Annotated in this window: 17 protein-coding genes; 3 read left to right on the plus strand and 14 right to left on the minus strand. The window is 62.6% G+C overall.

What is annotated here, in order from left to right:
- Window positions 1-194: 194 nt before the first annotated feature.
- Together RLEG4DRAFT_RS02380 and RLEG4DRAFT_RS02385 are read right to left on the minus strand one after the other, a co-directional pair.
- On the minus strand, window positions 195-1472 hold the full coding sequence (locus RLEG4DRAFT_RS02380; protein WP_003575128.1) for an L-fuconate dehydratase: 1278 nt from the start codon (window positions 1470-1472) through the stop codon (window positions 195-197).
- Window positions 1473-1604: 132 nt separating this feature from the next.
- Complete coding sequence (locus RLEG4DRAFT_RS02385; protein WP_003575130.1) at window positions 1605-2339, minus strand: SDR family oxidoreductase; 735 nt, start codon at window positions 2337-2339, stop codon at window positions 1605-1607.
- Between the two features lie 302 nt (window positions 2340-2641).
- Here RLEG4DRAFT_RS02385 and RLEG4DRAFT_RS02390 point away from each other — a divergent pair, with 302 nt between their 5' ends.
- From RLEG4DRAFT_RS02390 to RLEG4DRAFT_RS02400, 3 genes are all read left to right on the plus strand, one after another.
- A complete protein-coding gene (locus tag RLEG4DRAFT_RS02390; protein ID WP_003575132.1) occupies window positions 2642-3427 on the plus strand; it encodes an IclR family transcriptional regulator in 786 nt (261 codons plus the stop codon).
- A 255-nt stretch (window positions 3428-3682) separates the two neighbouring features.
- On the plus strand, window positions 3683-4519 hold the full coding sequence (locus RLEG4DRAFT_RS02395; RefSeq protein ID WP_003575134.1) for an amidohydrolase family protein: 837 nt from the start codon (window positions 3683-3685) through the stop codon (window positions 4517-4519).
- A 204-nt stretch (window positions 4520-4723) separates the two neighbouring features.
- Window positions 4724-5128: a helix-turn-helix domain-containing protein gene (locus tag RLEG4DRAFT_RS02400; protein WP_003575136.1), complete on the plus strand. Its 405-nt coding sequence runs from the start codon at window positions 4724-4726 to the stop codon at window positions 5126-5128.
- A gap of 143 nt (window positions 5129-5271) precedes the next feature.
- On the opposite strand, the gene RLEG4DRAFT_RS02405 is transcribed toward RLEG4DRAFT_RS02400, so the two are convergent.
- The 12 genes from RLEG4DRAFT_RS02405 to RLEG4DRAFT_RS02455 all read right to left on the minus strand — a co-directional run bounded on the left by RLEG4DRAFT_RS02405 (window position 5272) and on the right by RLEG4DRAFT_RS02455 (window position 17049).
- Window positions 5272-5538 carry a hypothetical protein gene (locus RLEG4DRAFT_RS02405; protein WP_003594963.1) on the minus strand — a complete coding sequence of 89 codons (267 nt, stop codon included), beginning with the start codon at window positions 5536-5538 and terminating at the stop codon, window positions 5272-5274.
- Between the two features lie 65 nt (window positions 5539-5603).
- Window positions 5604-6347 (minus strand): TfuA-like protein, encoded by a 744-nt coding sequence (locus tag RLEG4DRAFT_RS02410; RefSeq protein ID WP_003575140.1) that lies wholly within the window; start codon window positions 6345-6347, stop codon window positions 5604-5606.
- The gene (locus tag RLEG4DRAFT_RS02415) at window positions 6344-7702 is read right to left on the minus strand and encodes a YcaO-like family protein (protein ID WP_003575142.1); all 1359 of its coding nucleotides are present in this window, start codon (window positions 7700-7702) and stop codon (window positions 6344-6346) included. The genes RLEG4DRAFT_RS02410 and RLEG4DRAFT_RS02415 overlap by 4 nt, the downstream gene beginning before the upstream one ends.
- Before the next feature lie 13 nt (window positions 7703-7715).
- The gene (locus RLEG4DRAFT_RS40655; protein ID WP_003575143.1) at window positions 7716-7859 is read right to left on the minus strand and encodes a hypothetical protein; all 144 of its coding nucleotides are present in this window, start codon (window positions 7857-7859) and stop codon (window positions 7716-7718) included.
- A 104-nt stretch (window positions 7860-7963) separates the two neighbouring features.
- Entirely contained in the window at window positions 7964-9916 is a 1953-nt protein-coding gene (locus RLEG4DRAFT_RS02420; RefSeq protein ID WP_003575145.1) for a BTAD domain-containing putative transcriptional regulator, read from the minus strand.
- 223 nt (window positions 9917-10139) lie between these two features.
- Window positions 10140-11063, minus strand: coding sequence for a carboxylating nicotinate-nucleotide diphosphorylase (gene nadC, locus RLEG4DRAFT_RS02425; RefSeq protein WP_171898168.1), 924 nt, complete (start codon window positions 11061-11063; stop codon window positions 10140-10142).
- Window positions 11041-12582: an L-aspartate oxidase gene (locus tag RLEG4DRAFT_RS02430; protein WP_003575148.1), complete on the minus strand. Its 1542-nt coding sequence runs from the start codon at window positions 12580-12582 to the stop codon at window positions 11041-11043. Before RLEG4DRAFT_RS02430 ends, nadC begins: the two co-directional genes overlap by 23 nt.
- Window positions 12579-13550 carry a quinolinate synthase NadA gene (gene nadA / locus RLEG4DRAFT_RS02435; RefSeq protein ID WP_003575150.1) on the minus strand — a complete coding sequence of 324 codons (972 nt, stop codon included), beginning with the start codon at window positions 13548-13550 and terminating at the stop codon, window positions 12579-12581. Before nadA ends, RLEG4DRAFT_RS02430 begins: the two co-directional genes overlap by 4 nt.
- Before the next feature lie 69 nt (window positions 13551-13619).
- The gene (locus tag RLEG4DRAFT_RS02440) at window positions 13620-14609 is read right to left on the minus strand and encodes an NUDIX hydrolase (RefSeq protein ID WP_171898173.1); all 990 of its coding nucleotides are present in this window, start codon (window positions 14607-14609) and stop codon (window positions 13620-13622) included.
- Between the two features lie 44 nt (window positions 14610-14653).
- Entirely contained in the window at window positions 14654-15466 is an 813-nt protein-coding gene (locus RLEG4DRAFT_RS02445; protein ID WP_003575154.1) for a 3-methyl-2-oxobutanoate hydroxymethyltransferase, read from the minus strand.
- Window positions 15467-15496: 30 nt separating this feature from the next.
- Window positions 15497-16723 carry an NAD(P)/FAD-dependent oxidoreductase gene (locus RLEG4DRAFT_RS02450; protein WP_003575156.1) on the minus strand — a complete coding sequence of 409 codons (1227 nt, stop codon included), beginning with the start codon at window positions 16721-16723 and terminating at the stop codon, window positions 15497-15499.
- 11 nt (window positions 16724-16734) lie between these two features.
- A complete protein-coding gene (locus RLEG4DRAFT_RS02455; RefSeq protein WP_003575158.1) occupies window positions 16735-17049 on the minus strand; it encodes a MocE family 2Fe-2S type ferredoxin in 315 nt (104 codons plus the stop codon).
- Window positions 17050-17053 lie beyond the last annotated feature (4 nt).

Here is a 17053-nt window from a genome sequence, read left to right on the forward strand (position 1 = left end):
GCTGGTGCTGGGCCCCCTCGGCATTCACACTTTGAAAATATTCCTCAGCGCCGTAAAAAGCAAGCTTCGCCGCCTCCAAGTGAATTGGAGCAGTCCCCTCAGATTGGAAGCCCATCGGCGGCAGGAAAGACTGTCGAAATCAGGAAAATTATCCTGAAGCGCGCAATGGATACGTCAGCTCCGGCGAAGTTTTCTTAACCCCGAAACGTATAGTTGCTGATCGAGGCCGGTTTCATCTCAATGGAGAAGCCCGGCAGGGTCGGCGGCATGTAGGCGGCGTTGTCGATCCGGCAGGGGTCGAGGAAGTGTTCGTGCAGGTGATCGACATATTCGATCACGCGGCCGTCCTTGGTGCCGGACACGGCGATGTAATCGATCATCGACAGATGCTGCACATATTCGCAGAGGCCGACACCACCGGCATGCGGCCAGACCGGCAGGCCGAACTTGGCGGCGATCAACAGCACGGAGAGAACCTCGTTCAGCCCGCCCATGCGGCAGGAATCGATCTGCACGATATCGATTGCGCCCTCGGCGATGAACTGCTTGAACATGATGCGGTTCTGGCACATCTCGCCGGTCGCGACCTTTACCGGCGCGATCGCCTGGCGGATCTTGCGGTGACCGGCGACGTCGTCGGGGCTGGTGGGTTCCTCGATGAAGAAAGGTTTTGCCGACGATAGCGCCTTGACCCAGTCGATCGCCTGGCCGACATCCCAGACTTGGTTGGCGTCGATCATCAGGTAACGATCGGGACCGATCACCTCGCGGGCGATCCTCAGGCGGCGGATATCGTCTTCGAGGTCGCGGCCGACCTTCATCTTGATATGGTTGAAGCCGGCGTCGATCGCCTCCTGGCAGAGGCGGCGCAGTTTCTCGTCCTCATAACCGAGCCAGCCGGCCGAGGTCGTGTAGCAGGCATAGCCTTCCTTTTCGAGGATGGCGATGCGCTCGGCCTTGCCCGCCTCGGCGCGCTTCAGGATCTCGATGGCCTCCTCGCGCGTCAGCACATCGGTGAGATAGCGGTAATCGACGATATCGGCGATCTCCTCCGGCGACATCTCGGCGACGAGCCGCCAGACCGGCTTGCCCGCCTGTTTGGCAAGCAGATCCCAGACGGCGTTGACGACAGCGCCGGTCGCCAGATGAATGGCGCCCTTTTCCGGGCCGATCCAGCGCAGCTGGCTGTCGCTGGTCAGATGCCGCCAGAATTTGCCGGGATGGGCCAGCACGTCGGCGAGGTCGGCGCCGACGATCAGATGACGCATCGCCTCGATCGCCATGCAGCAAATGTCGTTGCCGCGGCCGATGGTGAAGGTCAGGCCGTGGCCAGCGAGATCAGGCGCATCGGTATCGAGAATGACATAGGCGGCCGAATAGTCCGGATCGGGGTTCATCGCATCCGATCCATCCAGGCTTTGCGAGGTGGGAAAACGGAGATCGAAGACGCGAAGTTCGGTGATGCGGGTCATGATTGTTCCTCCCGATTACATGGGACCGGCCGATTGCAATAGCCGGCATGGCCGCCGGCCGTATCGTCACTTTGTTTTTATGCATGTCGTTGTCCCGGAACCGCTGCACACTTCCGGGCGACATGTATCAGTTCAGATCGTCCAGCCGCCGTCGATGGCGATCGCCTGGCCCGAGGTATAGGTGGCGCCGGCGAGATAAACGGCGAGATCGGCGATCTCCTCCGGCGAGCCGAGCCGGCCCATCGGCTGGCGAGCGATGAAGGCGGCGCGCGCCGCGTCATAATCGCCCTGGGCGCGCATGCGGTCCTGCAGCGACGGGCTTTCCACCGTGCCGGGGCAGATGGCGTTGCAGCGGATGCCTTCGGCGACATAGTCGGCAGCGACGGATTTGGTCAGGCCGATGACGGCGGCCTTGGTGACGCCATAGGCGAAGCGGTTCGGCACGCCCTTGATGCTGGAGGCGACGGAGGCCATGTTGATGATCGCCCCGTCCTTACGCTCCAGCATGCCGGGCAGCACAGCGCGGATAGTGCGGATCATCGCCTTGACGTTGAGGTCAAGCGCAAATTCGAAATCGCTATCCTTCATCTCTAAGATCGAGCCTGAATGAACGAAGCCGGCGCAGTTGAACAGCACGTCGACAGCGCCGATCTCGGCGACGAGGGCCTTGACCGCATCCTCTTCGAGCACGTTCAACTGATGGGTGGAAACCCCGGTTTCCGCGGCTAACGTCGCCAGCGCGCCGGTGTTGATATCGGTCGCGTGGACCTTGGCACCGACCGCGGCAAAGGCTTCCGCCGTCGCCCGGCCGATGCCCTGGCCGGCGGCGGTGATGAGAACGGTCTTGCCGGAAAGTCTGTTTGTCATGTCACGGGCCTTTTCTGGAAATGTCTATGCCGAACGATCGAATGCAGGTTGTCTTGATGAGGGCTGGGAATGCGCCCTTTTCCCACTTTGCGCGCTTTGACCGCCCTCCGGCAAGATGCGGCCTGCGGCCGGCCTAGTCTGAGTTCTAAAAGCGTGCGATATCCAAAGTAGCCAAGGTCGTCTTCAGTGATGATTTGTCTGTTTATAGACAAACAGACGGTTGGCCAAGGGTCAAGCGCAAACTTTTCCTTTTCGGACTGCGGTTCTGCGTATATGCAGAATGATATTTACAGGAGGAAGGAATGGAGACCGACGAGTCAGACCGCTATCGCGCTCCTGCGCTCGACAAGGGCCTCGATATCCTCGAATTGCTCGCCGGCGTCGACAGCGGCCTCACCCAGGCCGATATCGCCAAGCGGCTTGATCGCAGCCCCAACGAATTCTACCGCATGCTCGACCGCCTGGTGCGCCGCGGTTACGTCACCCGGCTGGATGGCGACCGCTATTCGTTGACGCTGAAGCTCTTCGGGCTCGCGCAACTGCATGCGCCGGTGCGCCGGCTCGCTTCCTACGCCACGCCGCTGATGCGCGATCTCGCCCAGCGCACACGCCAGGCCAATCACCTTGCCGTCTTCGATCGCGGTGCTGCCGTTGTCATCGCCCAGCAGGAGGCGCCGGACTATTGGGGCTTCTCGATCCGCATCGGCGCCCATATCAGCCTGTTTGACACTGGTTCTGGGCATGTGCTGCTCGCCTTCCGCAGCGCCGAGGAGCGGGAGATGATGATCTCAGAGCATGTCCGCAGCCGCGCGGAGATCGAACTTGGGCCCGATTTCTACGATCGTCTCGATCAGATCCGCGAGCGCGGCTACGAGATGATGGCAAGCGCCCAGACGTCAGGCGTCTACAATCTGTCCGCACCCGTTCTCGGGCCGGACGGGCGCTGCATCGCCGCCCTCACCTGCCCCTTCATCGCCCTCGTCAATGCGCCGACCGCGCCCGATATCACTCAGGCGATCACGCTGGTGCAAAAGGCTGCCGCCCAGCTTTCGCTGCTGGCCGGTGCGGATATCGGCAATCCTGTTTGATGGTCGGGAACTGCCTCTCATCCGCCTGCCGGCATTTCTCCCGACTGGCGGGGAGAAGGGACATGCCGCACCGGCTTCCCCAATCTCGACGCTGCGTTTGGCACGTCCCCTCGCCCCGTTTTTACGGGGAGAGGCTTAGGGTGAGGGGCAAATCACAGGTTCAAACCGGGCAGCACTCCTGCACGAAAAATTTCTATTTGAACAATCCATTCACCAGAAATAGGCTGCGGCAAAGCCATGTTTGGAGGAAAAAGCGTGCTCATCGACACCCATCTGCACATCATCGATCGGTCGGCGCTGCCCTATCCCTGGCTCTCCGGGGTGCCCGATCTCGATCATGATTTTCTCTATGAGACCTATGCGGCCGAGGCGCGGCGCTGCGGCATCACCGCGGCGCTGCACATGGAGGTCGACGTCGATCCGGCCGCCATGCAGGCCGAGACCGATCATATCGCCGGCATCGCCGGAAAGGCGGGCAGCCTGATTGCCGGCGCCATCGTTTCCTGCCGGCCGGAAGAGCAGGGCTTTGCCGCCTATCTCGAACGGCAAAAGGCCGATCGCTTCGTCAAGGGGTTCCGCCGCGTGCTGCATGTGGTGCCCGATGATGTGTCGGAAGGCGCCCTGTTTCGTGAAAATATCAAGCGCATCGGCGGCAGCGGCCTGACCTTCGACCTCTGCACCGTGCCGCACCAGGCGGGCCGTGTGACCGCCCTTATCGATCTGGCGCCGGATGTGCAGTTCGTGCTCGACCATTGCGGCGTGCCCGATATCCGCTCCGATGCATTCGACCCATGGAAAGCCGGCCTATCGGAGATTGCCCGGCGGCCGAACGTCGTCTGTAAGATCTCCGGCGTCGTTGCCTATGCCGATGCCGAGACTTGGACGGCACAAACGCTGCGACCCTATATCGAGCATGTCACGGCAAGTTTCGGCTGGGATCGCGTCGTCTGGGGCAGCGACTGGCCGGTCTGCACGTTGGGCGGCGGACTTTCCACCTGGGTCGCGGCGACCCATGCGGTGCTGTCCGGCAGCAGTGAGGCCGAGCGGTCCAAGCTGCTTTTTGCCAATGCGCAGCGCCTCTGGTCCCTTTGACGTCACGAAATCAAAGGATGTGCTGTGCCTTACAAAAGTGCTACTTTGGCATGTCTTTTGCTTGAGTAAGCATGAAGCAACGCAAGTGTTTCGGTTTGGGACGACTTACCACCAAGCAATTGCTAGCTTTAACCATCTCAGGTAAAAGTTGTCAGACACGGATTTGGCGAATAATTCAATCCGGTGTCCTCAGGAGGGAAACAAATGAAAGAAGAACCGCATTCCGTCGATGTTCATGTCGGAAAGACCATCCGTATACAGCGTCTGCTGAGGAAGGTTTCACAGACGGAACTGGGCGATCGTGTCGGCGTAACGTTCCAGCAGATCCAGAAATACGAAAAGGGCTCCAACCGAGTTTCCGCCAGCATGCTGGTTGAAATCGCCGGCGCTCTGAAGGTCGACGTCCGGACGTTTTTCGACGATCTGTCGACACCCGATACGGCCAATGACAATCCGGCCCCCAGCGAGGAATTCATCATTTCGCGCGAAGGCGTGCTTCTCAATGCGGCGTTCTTTTCGATCAAGAACGAAGCTCTTCGCAAGAAGATCCTGAAGCTCGTCCAGGCGATTGCCAACACCGAGCAACTGGAAAGCGACGCGGCCGAATAGACCGGTTGTCCCTCACGCGACCGGGGCGGACCGCATGAGGATAACTGATCTGGATCGATCGGGATCAATGGAGATTAATCGAGCTTGATGGTAACTCATCGAGATCGATGGGAATCGACTGGGATCAATACAATCGATCGGAATTAATGACGATCGATCAGGATCAGATTCTCGCTGGCATCCTTCATTGCGATCTTGGCTTTGCTGCCGAGCAGCTTCTCGAGATTGACGTCTAGCTCCCTGTCGGGATCTATGCCGTCCCAATCGATGACGACCTGTAGCAGCGCCATGTTCGTCAGGTGCATCAAATTACGCAGCTGAAGCTTTTCAGCCTCCTCTTTGGCCGCCGACAGCAGCCGGAAGATCCTTGCGTATTCGCTGCCGGTACCTTCGTTGCGTTGTTCAAACATCATCCCGCCCCTTTGGCCGTGAAACCCTACGATTCCATCACCACTGCATCTTTCTGCCGTTACCGTTATTCAAGCGTTACAGGAACCGCATTGCGCGTGACTTGGGCGTGCAGCAGCTGCCAATGCGAGGTTGCGGCAAAGCGCCAGTCACGGTCGACGGGCAGGAATTCGTCCCGGCGCAACCATTCCAATACCAGCCGGGCGTCGTTGCGCTTGCGCTCGATGCGATTCCCGCGGATAGCGGCGAGGATGGTGTCCCGGCGCGGCTTGCGGAAACGGCACTCGTCGACGACCTTGGCATAGGTGCGCTCGGAAAAATGCAGGAAACGGCCGGCAAGCAGCAGTTTCTTGCGCTCGCCGGACGAGATCTCGCCGCCGGCAAGAAGCGCGTCGATCGTCGGCTCGAAATCGACCCACGGCACCGAAAGAGGCAGCCAGCCAAGCGCCTGTGGCGCATGCACCAGCGCGACGGCCTCGTCGTCGAGCAGCCGCCCGGCTTCGTAATCCTCGAAGATCGAGCCGATCCCGACCATGCCAAAAGGCGCGCATTCGGCTGCTCGCAAGGCGCCCATACTGGCACCGCCGGCAACGGCGACATCATGATCCAGCGCGAACAGAATTTCCTTGTGCCATACCGATGGCAGATCGCCGAAATAGCCGTCGACGAGGCCGATGGCGGTAGCGCCGTCGTGAACGGCCTTCAGGATGTCGCCGCAGGCAGCCGGCGGCCGGAAATCGATGCGCGGGGACATGGCTCTCGCTGCAGTGAGATCGCTGCCAAGGCTCGGACCGACGAACAGCACCTTCATGAATCGGCTCCTCTCATGGTGTTGACCGCCCGCATGCCGAGCTGGATGTACTGGCCCGAAATATCGACCTCCAGGCCCGGCACGATCACCCTGACGACGGAGACCGGCATAGCCCGGTGCGCGAACGGCACGACGACGATCTGCCCGATGCCGCTCGCCGCCAGGCGGCCGGCGATATGAGCGATGGTTTCCTGGATCGTCGCCGGGCGGGGATGACGCGGCTGGAAGGCGCGCATCCGGCCGCCTCCCTCGCAGAGTTCGACCACCTGCTGCATCGCAGCGCTCTGGTCGAGCCGCTGATAGACGCGCGGCGAAAAATCGTCGCGGCTGCCGGCAATTGCGGTCAGCCGGCTCTGCGCCGCTTCGGTAATGGCACGCAGTGCGGCGCGCACGGGATCGGGATGGCAGCCGCAGCCGCCGCAGACATGGGCCCAGCGCGCATCGACGCGGTCGGAAAGATTGCCGGGCATGATGACGGCGAGAAAGGCGGGAACGCCGATATCGGTGGTCATGTCGATGAGCAGCAGCCGCATTCCGGCCCGCGCGATCCGATCGGTCATGACATCTATGACCGCATCACCGAAGGAGGCGGGGTCGATCCGGCTCTCCTTCAGCTGCTCGGGCGATTTCAGCTGGGTCAGGGCCCAGGCGTCGCGCTCCACCAGTTCGCAGAGCCCGTGCAGGACCGCTTCGGACGGCGTGTTGCCGGAGGCGAGCCCATCGCTCGACTGCTCGAAGCCCGGCGGCCTTTCGCCGCGATGGTCGAGGCCGACGAGCCACCAGGGCACGAAAACGCTGCTGCCGGAAAGGATGTCGAGCCCGGAGCACCAGGGGATGAGGCCGCTGCCGATCTCATCGGGCGCGCAGCGTGCCACATTGTCGAGATCGATCATGGCCGCATGCTCCGCCCGCATGCCGGCGACGCTCGCCTGCGTCAGGTCGGCGGGCGCAATTTCCGCAATCCGAGTCTCGATCGCTTCCATGGCGGCCGAGGTCATGGCGGCATCATTGTCGATGCCTTTGCCCTGAAACACCGAGAGCGTATGGCTGTTCGGCCGGGTTGCGAAAGCGACGGGGATGTTCAGGACGTCGAGTGCGGTCAGCAGGCCGACGCGGGTGATGCCGAACTCGCGCAGATGCGGCCTGATGGCTGCAAGTGTCTGAGCCGGCGTGACTGCACGGTCATGATAGTCGCTGACGCCAGCCGATGATCGTTCGAGGTCATCGGCAAGCGCTTCAAGAGCATTTCCGTTTTTCTTGGAAACACGAAAATGCTCTTTGTTTTCGCGCAATTCCGGACGCAAAACCGCTTCACATTTTTGCTGGAATTGCTCTAGATCGGCGAAAGCGGACATACCGATCTTGTCCTCAGCGGAATCTCAGCGCATGCGTCAGGCTTTCGAGCGCATTGGCGGATACGGTGAGTTCGTCCTGTTTCATCGCTGCTCTGGCAGCTGCAGAGAAGCGCAGGGACTGTGTCTGAACTGTCGTGGTTTCAGCATTCGTCTTCATGTTTCATCTCCGATTGATTGGGCAGCCTCGCTGCCGTTAACCATCAGAGGGAAACATTGCCTGCGTCATTTAAGCGTTACAGGCTTCGTTAAAAGGCCGTGCAATCAGGGAAGACCGGCGAGTTGCAGGCCTTTTATCAGCGGTTCGGTAAAGGTGGGATCGCGATCGGGGACGAAATGACGGATGTCCTCGCTGCGGAAATCCGGAAAGTTTTCCAGAACCGTCCTGGCATAGGTCCCCGCCTTGCCCTTATCGCCCGCCATCGCATGCGAGGCGGCGAGTAGACGCGCCGTTGCCTGTTTAGTCTTCACCGGCTCCAGGGCGTCGATCGCCTTTTCATACTCTTCACGCATGAAATGGATACCGCCGAGGTTCCAGTAATAATAATCCGGCGGCAGCGGATTGAGCTTGAAGGCCGCGCGGCTGAGTTCCAGCGCCCGGTCGAAATCGCCGTCATGGGAAAGGGCGTCGGCGAAATCAGCGAGGATGTCGGCGTCGTTGGGATTGAGATCCTGGGCCTGCTGGAAATATTCCAGGCTTTCGTCGAAGCGGCGACGATAGAGCGCGACGAAACCAAGCTCGCGGTAGGCCCGGCCGCTATTGGGGTCGGACTGCTGCGCCAGCCGGGCAGCACCATTGGCTTCATCGAGCAGTTCCTTGTCGCGCATGCCGCGGATCAGCCATTCCATGCCAAGCGCGCGCGACACGCCGGCATGGGCGGCGGAGAAATGCTCATAGCGGTTGAGCGAGGATTTGAACCATTTGCGCGCCTGACGCAGATGTTGGAGGTCGGTCTGGGCGATCAGCCGCTTGCCTTCCAGGTAAAGACGGTAGGCAGACGCCGGCGCCTCGCCGATCGGCATCGCCAGTTCGTGGCGTTCGATCGTGTCGGCGAGCGAGGAGACGATCCGCCGCGTCAGATGCGCGAAGGATTCGCTGATCTTCTGCATGACCAGGGGCAGTTCCAGCGCCCAGATCACCTCCGATGTCGTCGTCCGCGTCAGCCGGCAAGTGGCATAGACATCCTCGTCGCGACCCTGGATGGTGACATAGACTGCATAGTCGAAGCTGAGGTCGAGCGGGCCGGGCACCGCACGGGCCGGATCGATCGAGCGGCTGAGGATCTCCAGGCTCGTATGCGCCGCAATCACCTTGAAGCCGCGCTGCTGGCTAAGCCCGATGGTCACGTCTTCGAGAAGCGCCCTGCCGACGCGCTCCATCAGCGGATCGGTGAAGATGCTTTCCGGCGGCAGGATGATGATGCGCGGCTGGCCAAGCAGATTGGCAGACATGCCAGGCGCCGACGTGCGCTCCGGCGCGGCAGCTTGTGCTGGAGGGATCAGGCCGAGTTCGCGGGCAAGCGCCGTGGTGCTTTCCTCCGGCTCGGTGTCGAAATCATCCTTCAGCTGGCTCTTGCATTTCAAATAGGCCTGACGGGCCGCGGCCGGGTCGTTCAGCCTGACCTGGGTGCGCATCAGGGCGCGATAGGCGGTTTCGCTGGCGGGGTCGAGTTCCAGCAGACGCCGGGCAAGGGCCACCTGCTCTTCGTCCGATCTGTCTTCCGATGTCTCGATCAGCCGCGTGAGGTGGGCGGAGCGCAATTCGTCGATACGCTGGCGCTCGAAGGTCAGCCAGTCCTCGGCGCCCTGGGTCGGCGATTTGGCGCCTTCGAGCAATTCGCCGTTCAGCATATCGCTGTCTTCGGGGGAGAGCGGCCCTTTCTGCTTCAGGATATGGACGTCGACTTCCCAGCCATCGGCAAGCCCGATATGGGTTCGGGTTGCGGCAAGCAGTGGCGGAAGGTCGGCGGGAATGCTCTGTTCGATGCGCGCCAAAAGCTGGCGCAGGCTGCCTGCCCGTTTTTCCGGCAGTTCCGATTGCCAGAGTTGGCGCCTGACGGTTTCGCGGTCGAGTTCGAGATTGGTTTCGGCCGCGAGCATGGCGAGGAGAAAATAAGACTTCTCCGGCAAGGGGAGTTCCCTCCCCGCCGCCAGCAATCGCGGTCGTCCGAGCAGGCAGAGCCTGTTCGTCGACATCTGTCCGGATGTCCGTTGCATCCCGGTTCTCACCCCTGAAGCCAATGCGTAAAAACGCACCGGCGGTCCAGAGATCATGTTAGTGCTATAAAGCCGCCGCGCATAGCGGTTTTGCTGTAAAATGGCAAAATTTCAGCGAATATTTGCATTTCCGTGTGTCGCTCGCCGATAAGATGCTTCGTCGAAACTTGCGGTGGCCGCCGTTTTCTACGTCCGGATGCGGCGCGCTATTCGAACTGCCCCGTTACAGCACTTGCGCAAGCCGTTTCGGGCTTGTTTCCGCTGCGGCCGCGGCCTCGAGGAAATCGAGACCGATATCCAGCACGGGCGCGCTGTGCGTCAGCCAGCCGACGGAGATGAGGTCGACGCCGGATGCCGCGATTGCGGCAGCGGTTGCCGGTGTCACCCGGCCGGATGCCTCGGTGATCGCCCGGCCGGCGACGATGGCAACGGCTTGGCGCAGCTGATCCGGCGTCATGTTGTCGAGCAGGACCGCGTCGACTCCGGTGTCCATCGCTTCGCGCAGCTGATCGAGGGTGTCCACTTCGACCTCGATCTTCACCAGATGGCCGATGCCGGCGCGGGCCCGGCGGATGGCCTCGGTGACGCCCCCTGATATGGCGATGTGATTGTCTTTGATCAGCACCGCGTCATAGAGCGCGAAACGGTGGTTCATGCCGCCGCCGGCCCGTACCGCATATTTCTCCAGTGCCCTCAGCCCCGGCGTCGTCTTGCGGGTGCAGGCGACGGAGGCTTTGGTGCCGCGGATGGCGGTGGCGATCTCCGCCGTCACGGTGGCGATGCCGGAGAGATGGCCGAGGAAATTCAGCGCGGTGCGCTCAGCGGTCAGGAGGCCACGTGACGGGCCTTCGATGGTGGCGATGATGTCGCCGGGCTTGACCCCATCGCCGTCCTGGAAATGGCGGCGCATGGTGATCTCCGGATCAACCAGGGCGAAGGCGAGTTCGGCCGTATCGAGGCCAGCGATCACGCCTGGCTGGCGGGCGGCCATGATGACTGTCGAGCGATGATCGCTGGGGATGACCGATGCCGAGGTGATATCGCCGGCAAGGCCGAGATCTTCGAGCAGGGCCGCCCGGACCAAGGGTTCGACGATCAGGCGCGGAAGCGGAACAAGGTTCATCTCAGGCACTCCTGGCAAAGGCATAGGGCGGGGTGGCGCGGGCGATCTCCAGCGCATCTGCAAGGCGCATCTGCCGCCGGTTGGCCTTGGCAAGCTTCAGCGGAAAATCGGTGCGGGCATGGGCGCCGCGCGATTCCATCCGCAGGCTGGCAAAGACGGCGATCAGCAGCGCGACGATAGCCGGATCGGAGGCGGGGCCGTCGCCTTCGGCCAGCGGCAGCAGCGCGGCGATCGCGCCCTGCATGGCGCCTGCATTGCGCAAGACGCCGAGATGGCGCGAGACGATCGGCCTGACAAGCGATGCATCGGCCGGCGCCGGCAGGCTTTCGACGGAGACGGCACCGGCCCGGCTTGCCGAGACACCTGAAATGTCGCGCGCCGCCCGCATGCCCATCACCGCTGCCTCCAGGAGCGAATTGCTGGCAAGCCGGTTTGCGCCGTGCAGGCCGGTCGAGGCCGCCTCTCCGGCGACCCAGAGGCCGGGCACCGAACTGCGCCCATTTGCATCCGTGGCGACGCCGCCCATGTGATAGTGAACGGCCGGGCGCACTGGAATAAGATCCTTCCCCGGATCGATGCCGGCCTCGCTGCAAAGGGCCGATATGACCGGAAAGCGCGCGGCAAAGCGGCGGCCGAGGGCATCGCGGGCATCGAGAAAGACCCGGCCCCCGCGGGCGATTTCGGCGCTGATGGCGCGCGCCACGACATCGCGCGGCGCAAGCTCGGCGCCCGGAATGCGGGCCATGAACCGGTCGCCGCGTTCATTGACGAGCAGAGCCCCCTCGCCGCGCACCGCCTCGCTGACCAGCGCCAACGGCCTGCGGCGGGAATCGAGCGCCGTCGGATGGAACTGCACGAATTCCATATCGGCGAGATCGGCCCCTGCCCTTGCGGCAAGCGCGATCCCCTGGCCGAAATTGCCCATCGGATTGGTGGTCGCATCATAAAGCCCACCGATGCCGCCGGTGGCAAGCACCAGCTTGGAGGTCGGCAGGATGGCGGCCCCGTTTGCGGTGGCGCAGAGCAGCCCGGCCACGTGCTCGCCGTCTAGCAAAATCCGCCGGGCTTCGAAACCTTCGAGCACTGATATGGCATGCGTTTGCGCCACCGCCCGCCCCAGCGCGGCGATGATCGCCGCACCCGATCCGTCGCCTTCGGCATGGATGATGCGACGGCGGCTATGGGCGGCCTCCAACCCGAACGAAAGTTCGCCAGCAGCATTGCGGTCGAAGCGGACACCGGCTTGCTCCAGTGCGGCAATCGCTGCCGGTGCCTCGACAACGATGCCGGCGGCGACCATCGGATCGCAAAGGCCGTCTCCGGCGACAAGCGTATCGGCAAGGTGCAGCGCCGCGCTGTCGTCGGCACCCATGCCGGCGGCAATACCGCCCTGCGCCCAGGCGCTCGATGTCTCCGCGCCGAGGGCGGCGCGGGTGACGATGACGGAAGGTTCGGGCGCCAGCGTCAGCGCCGTCATCAGCCCGGCAAGGCCGCTGCCGACAATCACCGTGCGGCCAGAGAGGTGGTCGAGGATCTCGGTCATATCGCCAGCATCCTTTCGACGGCACGGCGGGCGGCGACCGCAATCGCCGGATCGACGGTTACCTCGTGGCGGTTTTCCTCGAGTGCTGCGCGGATATTGGCAAGCGTGATCCTCTTCATATGCGGGCAGAGATTGCAGGGGCGAATGAACTCGACCTCGGGGTGGTGCACGGCGACATTGTCGCTCATCGAGCATTCGGTGAGCAGCACGACGCGGGCGGGCTTCTGCCTGGCGACATAATCCGACATCACTGCGGTGGAGCCGGCAAAATCGGCTTCAGCCACCACCTCGGGCGGGCATTCGGGATGGGCGAGCACCGTCACGCCCGGATGGTTTTCGCGCAGTTGGCGCACGTCATCGGCGGTGAAGAGTTCATGGACCTCGCAATGGCCGTGCCAGGCGATGATCTCGACATCGGTCTCGCGGGCGACGTTGCGGGCCAGATATTCGTCCGGGATCATCAGCACCTTCGGCACGCCGAGCGATTCCACCACCTGTTTGGCATTGCCCGAGGTGCAGCAGATGTCGGAGGCGGCCTTCACCGCGGCCGAGGTGTTGACATATGTGATGATGGGCACGCCGGGATGGGCCTGGCGCAGCAGCGCAATATCCTCAGGCGTGATCGAATCCGCCAGCGAGCAGCCGGCGGCGAGATCAGGGATCAGCACGGTTTTCTCAGGATTCAAAAGCTTGGCGGTCTCGGCCATGAAATGCACGCCGGCCAGCACGATCACATCGGCATCGACCTCGATCGCCTTGCGGGCGAGCGCCAGGCTGTCGCCGACAATATCGGCGACGCCGTGAAAGATTTCGGGCGTCTGATAGTTGTGGGCGAGGATGACGGCATTGCGCCGCCGCTTGAGCTCAAGAATGGCGTCGACATCATTTTCGAATGACATCCATTCGGCTTTGGGAATGACGCGGCTGACGCGCTCGTAGAGCGAGGATGCGGAAACAGGGTGATTCATGACCGGCTCCTAATTATGCTCTATTTGAGCATATCATAGGCAGATAGATATTCTCACCATGAGCATATGTCAATTGCGGGAGAGCGGTAATTTCGTTCCGGCGAGCGCCCGTTCTTCGAGCACCGTGTGGCGGAAGCGGAAGAGCTTGGCCGGCCGGCCGCCGGTTTCGCTTTCCGTGCCGCCGGTTTCCTCGACCAGTTCCTGCTGTTCAATCAGGCGGCGGAAATTCTGCTTGTGCAATGTCAGTCCCGCCAAAGCCTCGATCGTCCGCTGCAGCCGCAAGAGCGTAAAACTCTCCGGCATCAGTTCGAAGACGACCGGGCGGTATTTGATTTTGGCGCGCAGCCTTGCAATGCCGGTCGCCAGGATACGGCGGTGATCGGCAAACATCGGCCGGCCGAGATTGGCCTCGGCGGTACATCCGGCCTCCGTGACGAGCCCTGCTTCATAGAGCAGTTCGTAACGCTGCAGCGCCATATCCTCGTTCCAGCCGCCGCCATCGAGGCCGAAGGTGAAATCCGCCCGGCGATGGCGGTGGTTGCGCCGGGCCGGATCGGCATCCGCCCAGCTCTTCAGGCGCGCGACGATCTCGTCGAGCACGGCCGGCCGGCCCTGCCGGTGGTCTTCCCAGGGAAAATATTCGTACCAGCCGTGCCATCCCGGCCGGCCGGCGCCCGACTGTTCGTTGACCAGGCCGAGATAGCTGATCGAGATCGTCCGCCCGCCCGGGATATCGTTGTTGCGGTCACGGTCGGCGAAGGTATAGAGCTGTTCGAGATAGCCGACCGGATGCTCGGTCTGCTCCTGCACCCATTCGCGCAGGCCCGATTGCAGGGTGCGATGGCCCATTTCGAACGGGCCTGACGGCAGCGCATTGCCGGAACGGATGGTCATCACGCGCGGCTCGTCCCCCGTCACCGCGACGAGCACCGCAATCAATTCCGCATGCGCAAAGCCGATCGTCACAGGGGACCGAATACTCCGTTCCGAAAGGGCCATTCCTGACACAGGCAGGGACGGAAGCCAATGGAGCGGAAGCAACTTGGCGGCGCTTCCCACATCATCGAGGTGAGCGTTAGCGAAGGCAACGATCACGCCGATCCTCAGCTCTTGCCCGTCTCTCCAGCCAGCCGATCCAGGAAAATCTGCAACTCCGCCTCGTCGATCCCGACGCAATGGCGCTGTTCCGGATAGGCGCCGGTCCGGACATCCGCAGCGAATTCCGTGAAGGCGGCGATGCGTTCGCGCTGCAGCCGGTCGTGTTCGGCGGCGAAGTTGCGATAGACCTTGGCATGGCGTGGATAATGGTCGCGATTGGCGCCGAGCACGTCGTCGGCAAAGAGGTATTGGGCGTCGCAGCCGCTGCCGGCGCCCATGGAAATCATCAGCATCGAGGTGTTGCTGCTGATGGCGGCGGCGACATCGCCCGGCACGACTTCGATTTCGGCGGCGAAAGCGCCGGCCTCTTCCAGCGCCCTGGTCTGCCGCCAGATTTCGGCCGCACTCGCCGCCGTCTTGCCGACGGCGCGGAAGCCGCCGGTCCAGGTCGCCTTCGACGGGATCAGCCCGAGATGGCCGCAGACGGGGATGCCCTCATCACGCATGCGCCGGATCGTCTGCAGGCTGGCGGCGCAATAGACCGCATCGCCACCCGCCTTCAACGTGGCGAAAGCTGCCCTGATATAGTCTTCTGCCGTGACATGGTCGCCATATTCGAGGCCGGGAATGGCAAAGGGTGTCGGGGCGATTTCGCGAAAGACCGGGCCGAGCAGCGAAGGCGGCACCGAGACGATGTCGATTCCGGCCTTTTCGGCGGCTTCGGCCTCTTCCAGCGAGGTGACGCGCAGCATGGTGAGCTGGCGCTTGCCCTTCTCCGCCAGCAGATCGGCGACGGTCGCGCGTCGATGTTTCTTCATCGTCAATTCCTTTGAAAAATTTCGGCCAGCTCACGCGGCCAGCAGGGATTTCAGTTTGATGTCGCTGGCTGCGAGCGCAGCCGGATCCGGATGGGCGCGGGCCGCGATCAGCATTTCGGCGAGCCGGATATCGCGCGCCACCGCATTGCCGGGTCCGATGCCGCTGGCGGCGATCAGCCGTCCATCGGCGTCGAGATGGAACAGAATGAAGGCGCCCGCGCCGAGGTCGCGGCGCTGATGGGTGGCGGCCCCTTCGGCAAGGCCCGATATTTGCAGCGTCATGTCGTATTGATCCGACCAGAACCACGGCACCGCCGACACGGCTTGGCCGAGGCCGAGCATGTTGGCCGCGGCCAATGTGCCCTGCTCCTGGGCGTTGCGCCAGGATTCCAGCCGCACCCGCCGGCCGCCATAGATCGACAGCGGAAAAGAGCAGCAGTCGCCGGCGGCAAAAACATCCGGTGCCGAGGTCTGGAGATTGATATCGACGGCAATTCCGTTGTCGATTGTGAGCCCTGCCCTTTCGGCGATCTCGACATTCGGCCGGGCGCCGATGCCGACAAGGGCAAGATCGGCTTCGATCACATCGCCGCCCGACAGCCGAATCAGGGCTTTCCCACTTTCCTCGGTCAGCGCCTCGATCGAGACGCCGCAGCGGATATCGACGCCTTCGGCGCGATGGCGCTCGGTCAGCAGATGAGCAATCTCCTCCGGCACGCCCCGCTTCAACACGCGTTCCAGCCCCTCGATGACCGCGACCTCGGCGCCGAGCAGGCGCGCGGTCGCCGCCAGTTCCAACCCGATGAAGCCGCCGCCGATGATGGCGATATGTTTCCCGGGTTTCATCACATCGCGCAGTGCCGCCGCGTCGTGATGGGTCCGCAGCGAGCGAATATGGGCGCTGCCCTCCGGCGCGCCGGGGAACGAACGCGCGGCTGCGCCCGTTGCCAGCAGAAGTCTGTCGTAGGAGAGCGTCGTAGCGTCCGAAAGCGTGACGGTCCTGGATGCGGTAACGAGATCTTTCGCCTCCAGGCCGGTCAGCAGCCGGATGCTGGTTTCGGCGTATTTTTCCACCGCGGCGATGAATTTCGGATTGTCCGCATCGGCGGAACCCGCCTTGGAAAGCGGCGGCCGCTCATAGGGATGAAGGGGTTCGGCGCCAACAAGCGTTATTTCACCGTCAAACCCCTTTTCCCGCAAGGCGAAGGCGGCGCGTGCTCCGCATTCGCCTGCCCCCAAAATAACGAAATGAGCCACACCAGCCTCCATCAGAGCGAGATGAAGACGGCGCCGCCTTCGACCTTCACGGGATAGGTCTTGAGATTGACGCAGACCGGTGCGCCCTTGGCTTCGCCCGTCTTGTAATTGAAGCGGCCGTTATGTTTCGGACATTCGATGATCTCATCCATCACAAGCCCGTCGGCGAGATGGATCTGTTCATGGGTGCAGAGCCCGTCGGTCGCGAAGAATTCGTCGTCGGGGCTGCGGTAGACCGCAAAGGTGCGCCCGTCATGATCGAAGCGGATGACATCCTCTTCGTCGATCTCGTGCTTGCCGCAAACCTCGATCCAATTTCCGCTCATCTTG

Source organism: Rhizobium leguminosarum bv. trifolii WSM2297, assembly GCF_000271845.1.

Excerpts from the sequence above, each read along its gene's own strand:
- RLEG4DRAFT_RS02380 (WP_003575128.1), bottom strand. The coding sequence starts at position 1,472 with ATGACCCGCATCACCGAACTTCGCGTCTTCGATCTCCGTTTTCCCACC.
- RLEG4DRAFT_RS02385 (WP_003575130.1), bottom strand. The coding sequence starts at position 2,339 with ATGACAAACAGACTTTCCGGCAAGACCGTTCTCATCACCGCCGCCGGC.
- RLEG4DRAFT_RS02390 (WP_003575132.1), top strand. The coding sequence starts at position 2,642 with ATGGAGACCGACGAGTCAGACCGCTATCGCGCTCCTGCGCTCGACAAG.
- RLEG4DRAFT_RS02400 (WP_003575136.1), top strand. The coding sequence starts at position 4,724 with ATGAAAGAAGAACCGCATTCCGTCGATGTTCATGTCGGAAAGACCATC.
- RLEG4DRAFT_RS02405 (WP_003594963.1), bottom strand. The coding sequence starts at position 5,538 with ATGTTTGAACAACGCAACGAAGGTACCGGCAGCGAATACGCAAGGATC.
- RLEG4DRAFT_RS02410 (WP_003575140.1), bottom strand. The coding sequence starts at position 6,347 with ATGAAGGTGCTGTTCGTCGGTCCGAGCCTTGGCAGCGATCTCACTGCA.
- RLEG4DRAFT_RS02415 (WP_003575142.1), bottom strand. The coding sequence starts at position 7,702 with ATGTCCGCTTTCGCCGATCTAGAGCAATTCCAGCAAAAATGTGAAGCG.
- RLEG4DRAFT_RS40655 (WP_003575143.1), bottom strand. The coding sequence starts at position 7,859 with ATGAAGACGAATGCTGAAACCACGACAGTTCAGACACAGTCCCTGCGC.
- RLEG4DRAFT_RS02420 (WP_003575145.1), bottom strand. The coding sequence starts at position 9,916 with ATGCAACGGACATCCGGACAGATGTCGACGAACAGGCTCTGCCTGCTC.
- nadC (WP_171898168.1), bottom strand. The coding sequence starts at position 11,063 with ATGCCTTTGCCAGGAGTGCCTGAGATGAACCTTGTTCCGCTTCCGCGC.
- RLEG4DRAFT_RS02430 (WP_003575148.1), bottom strand. The coding sequence starts at position 12,582 with ATGACCGAGATCCTCGACCACCTCTCTGGCCGCACGGTGATTGTCGGC.
- nadA (WP_003575150.1), bottom strand. The coding sequence starts at position 13,550 with ATGAATCACCCTGTTTCCGCATCCTCGCTCTACGAGCGCGTCAGCCGC.
- RLEG4DRAFT_RS02445 (WP_003575154.1), bottom strand. The coding sequence starts at position 15,466 with ATGAAGAAACATCGACGCGCGACCGTCGCCGATCTGCTGGCGGAGAAG.
- RLEG4DRAFT_RS02455 (WP_003575158.1), bottom strand. The coding sequence starts at position 17,049 with ATGAGCGGAAATTGGATCGAGGTTTGCGGCAAGCACGAGATCGACGAA.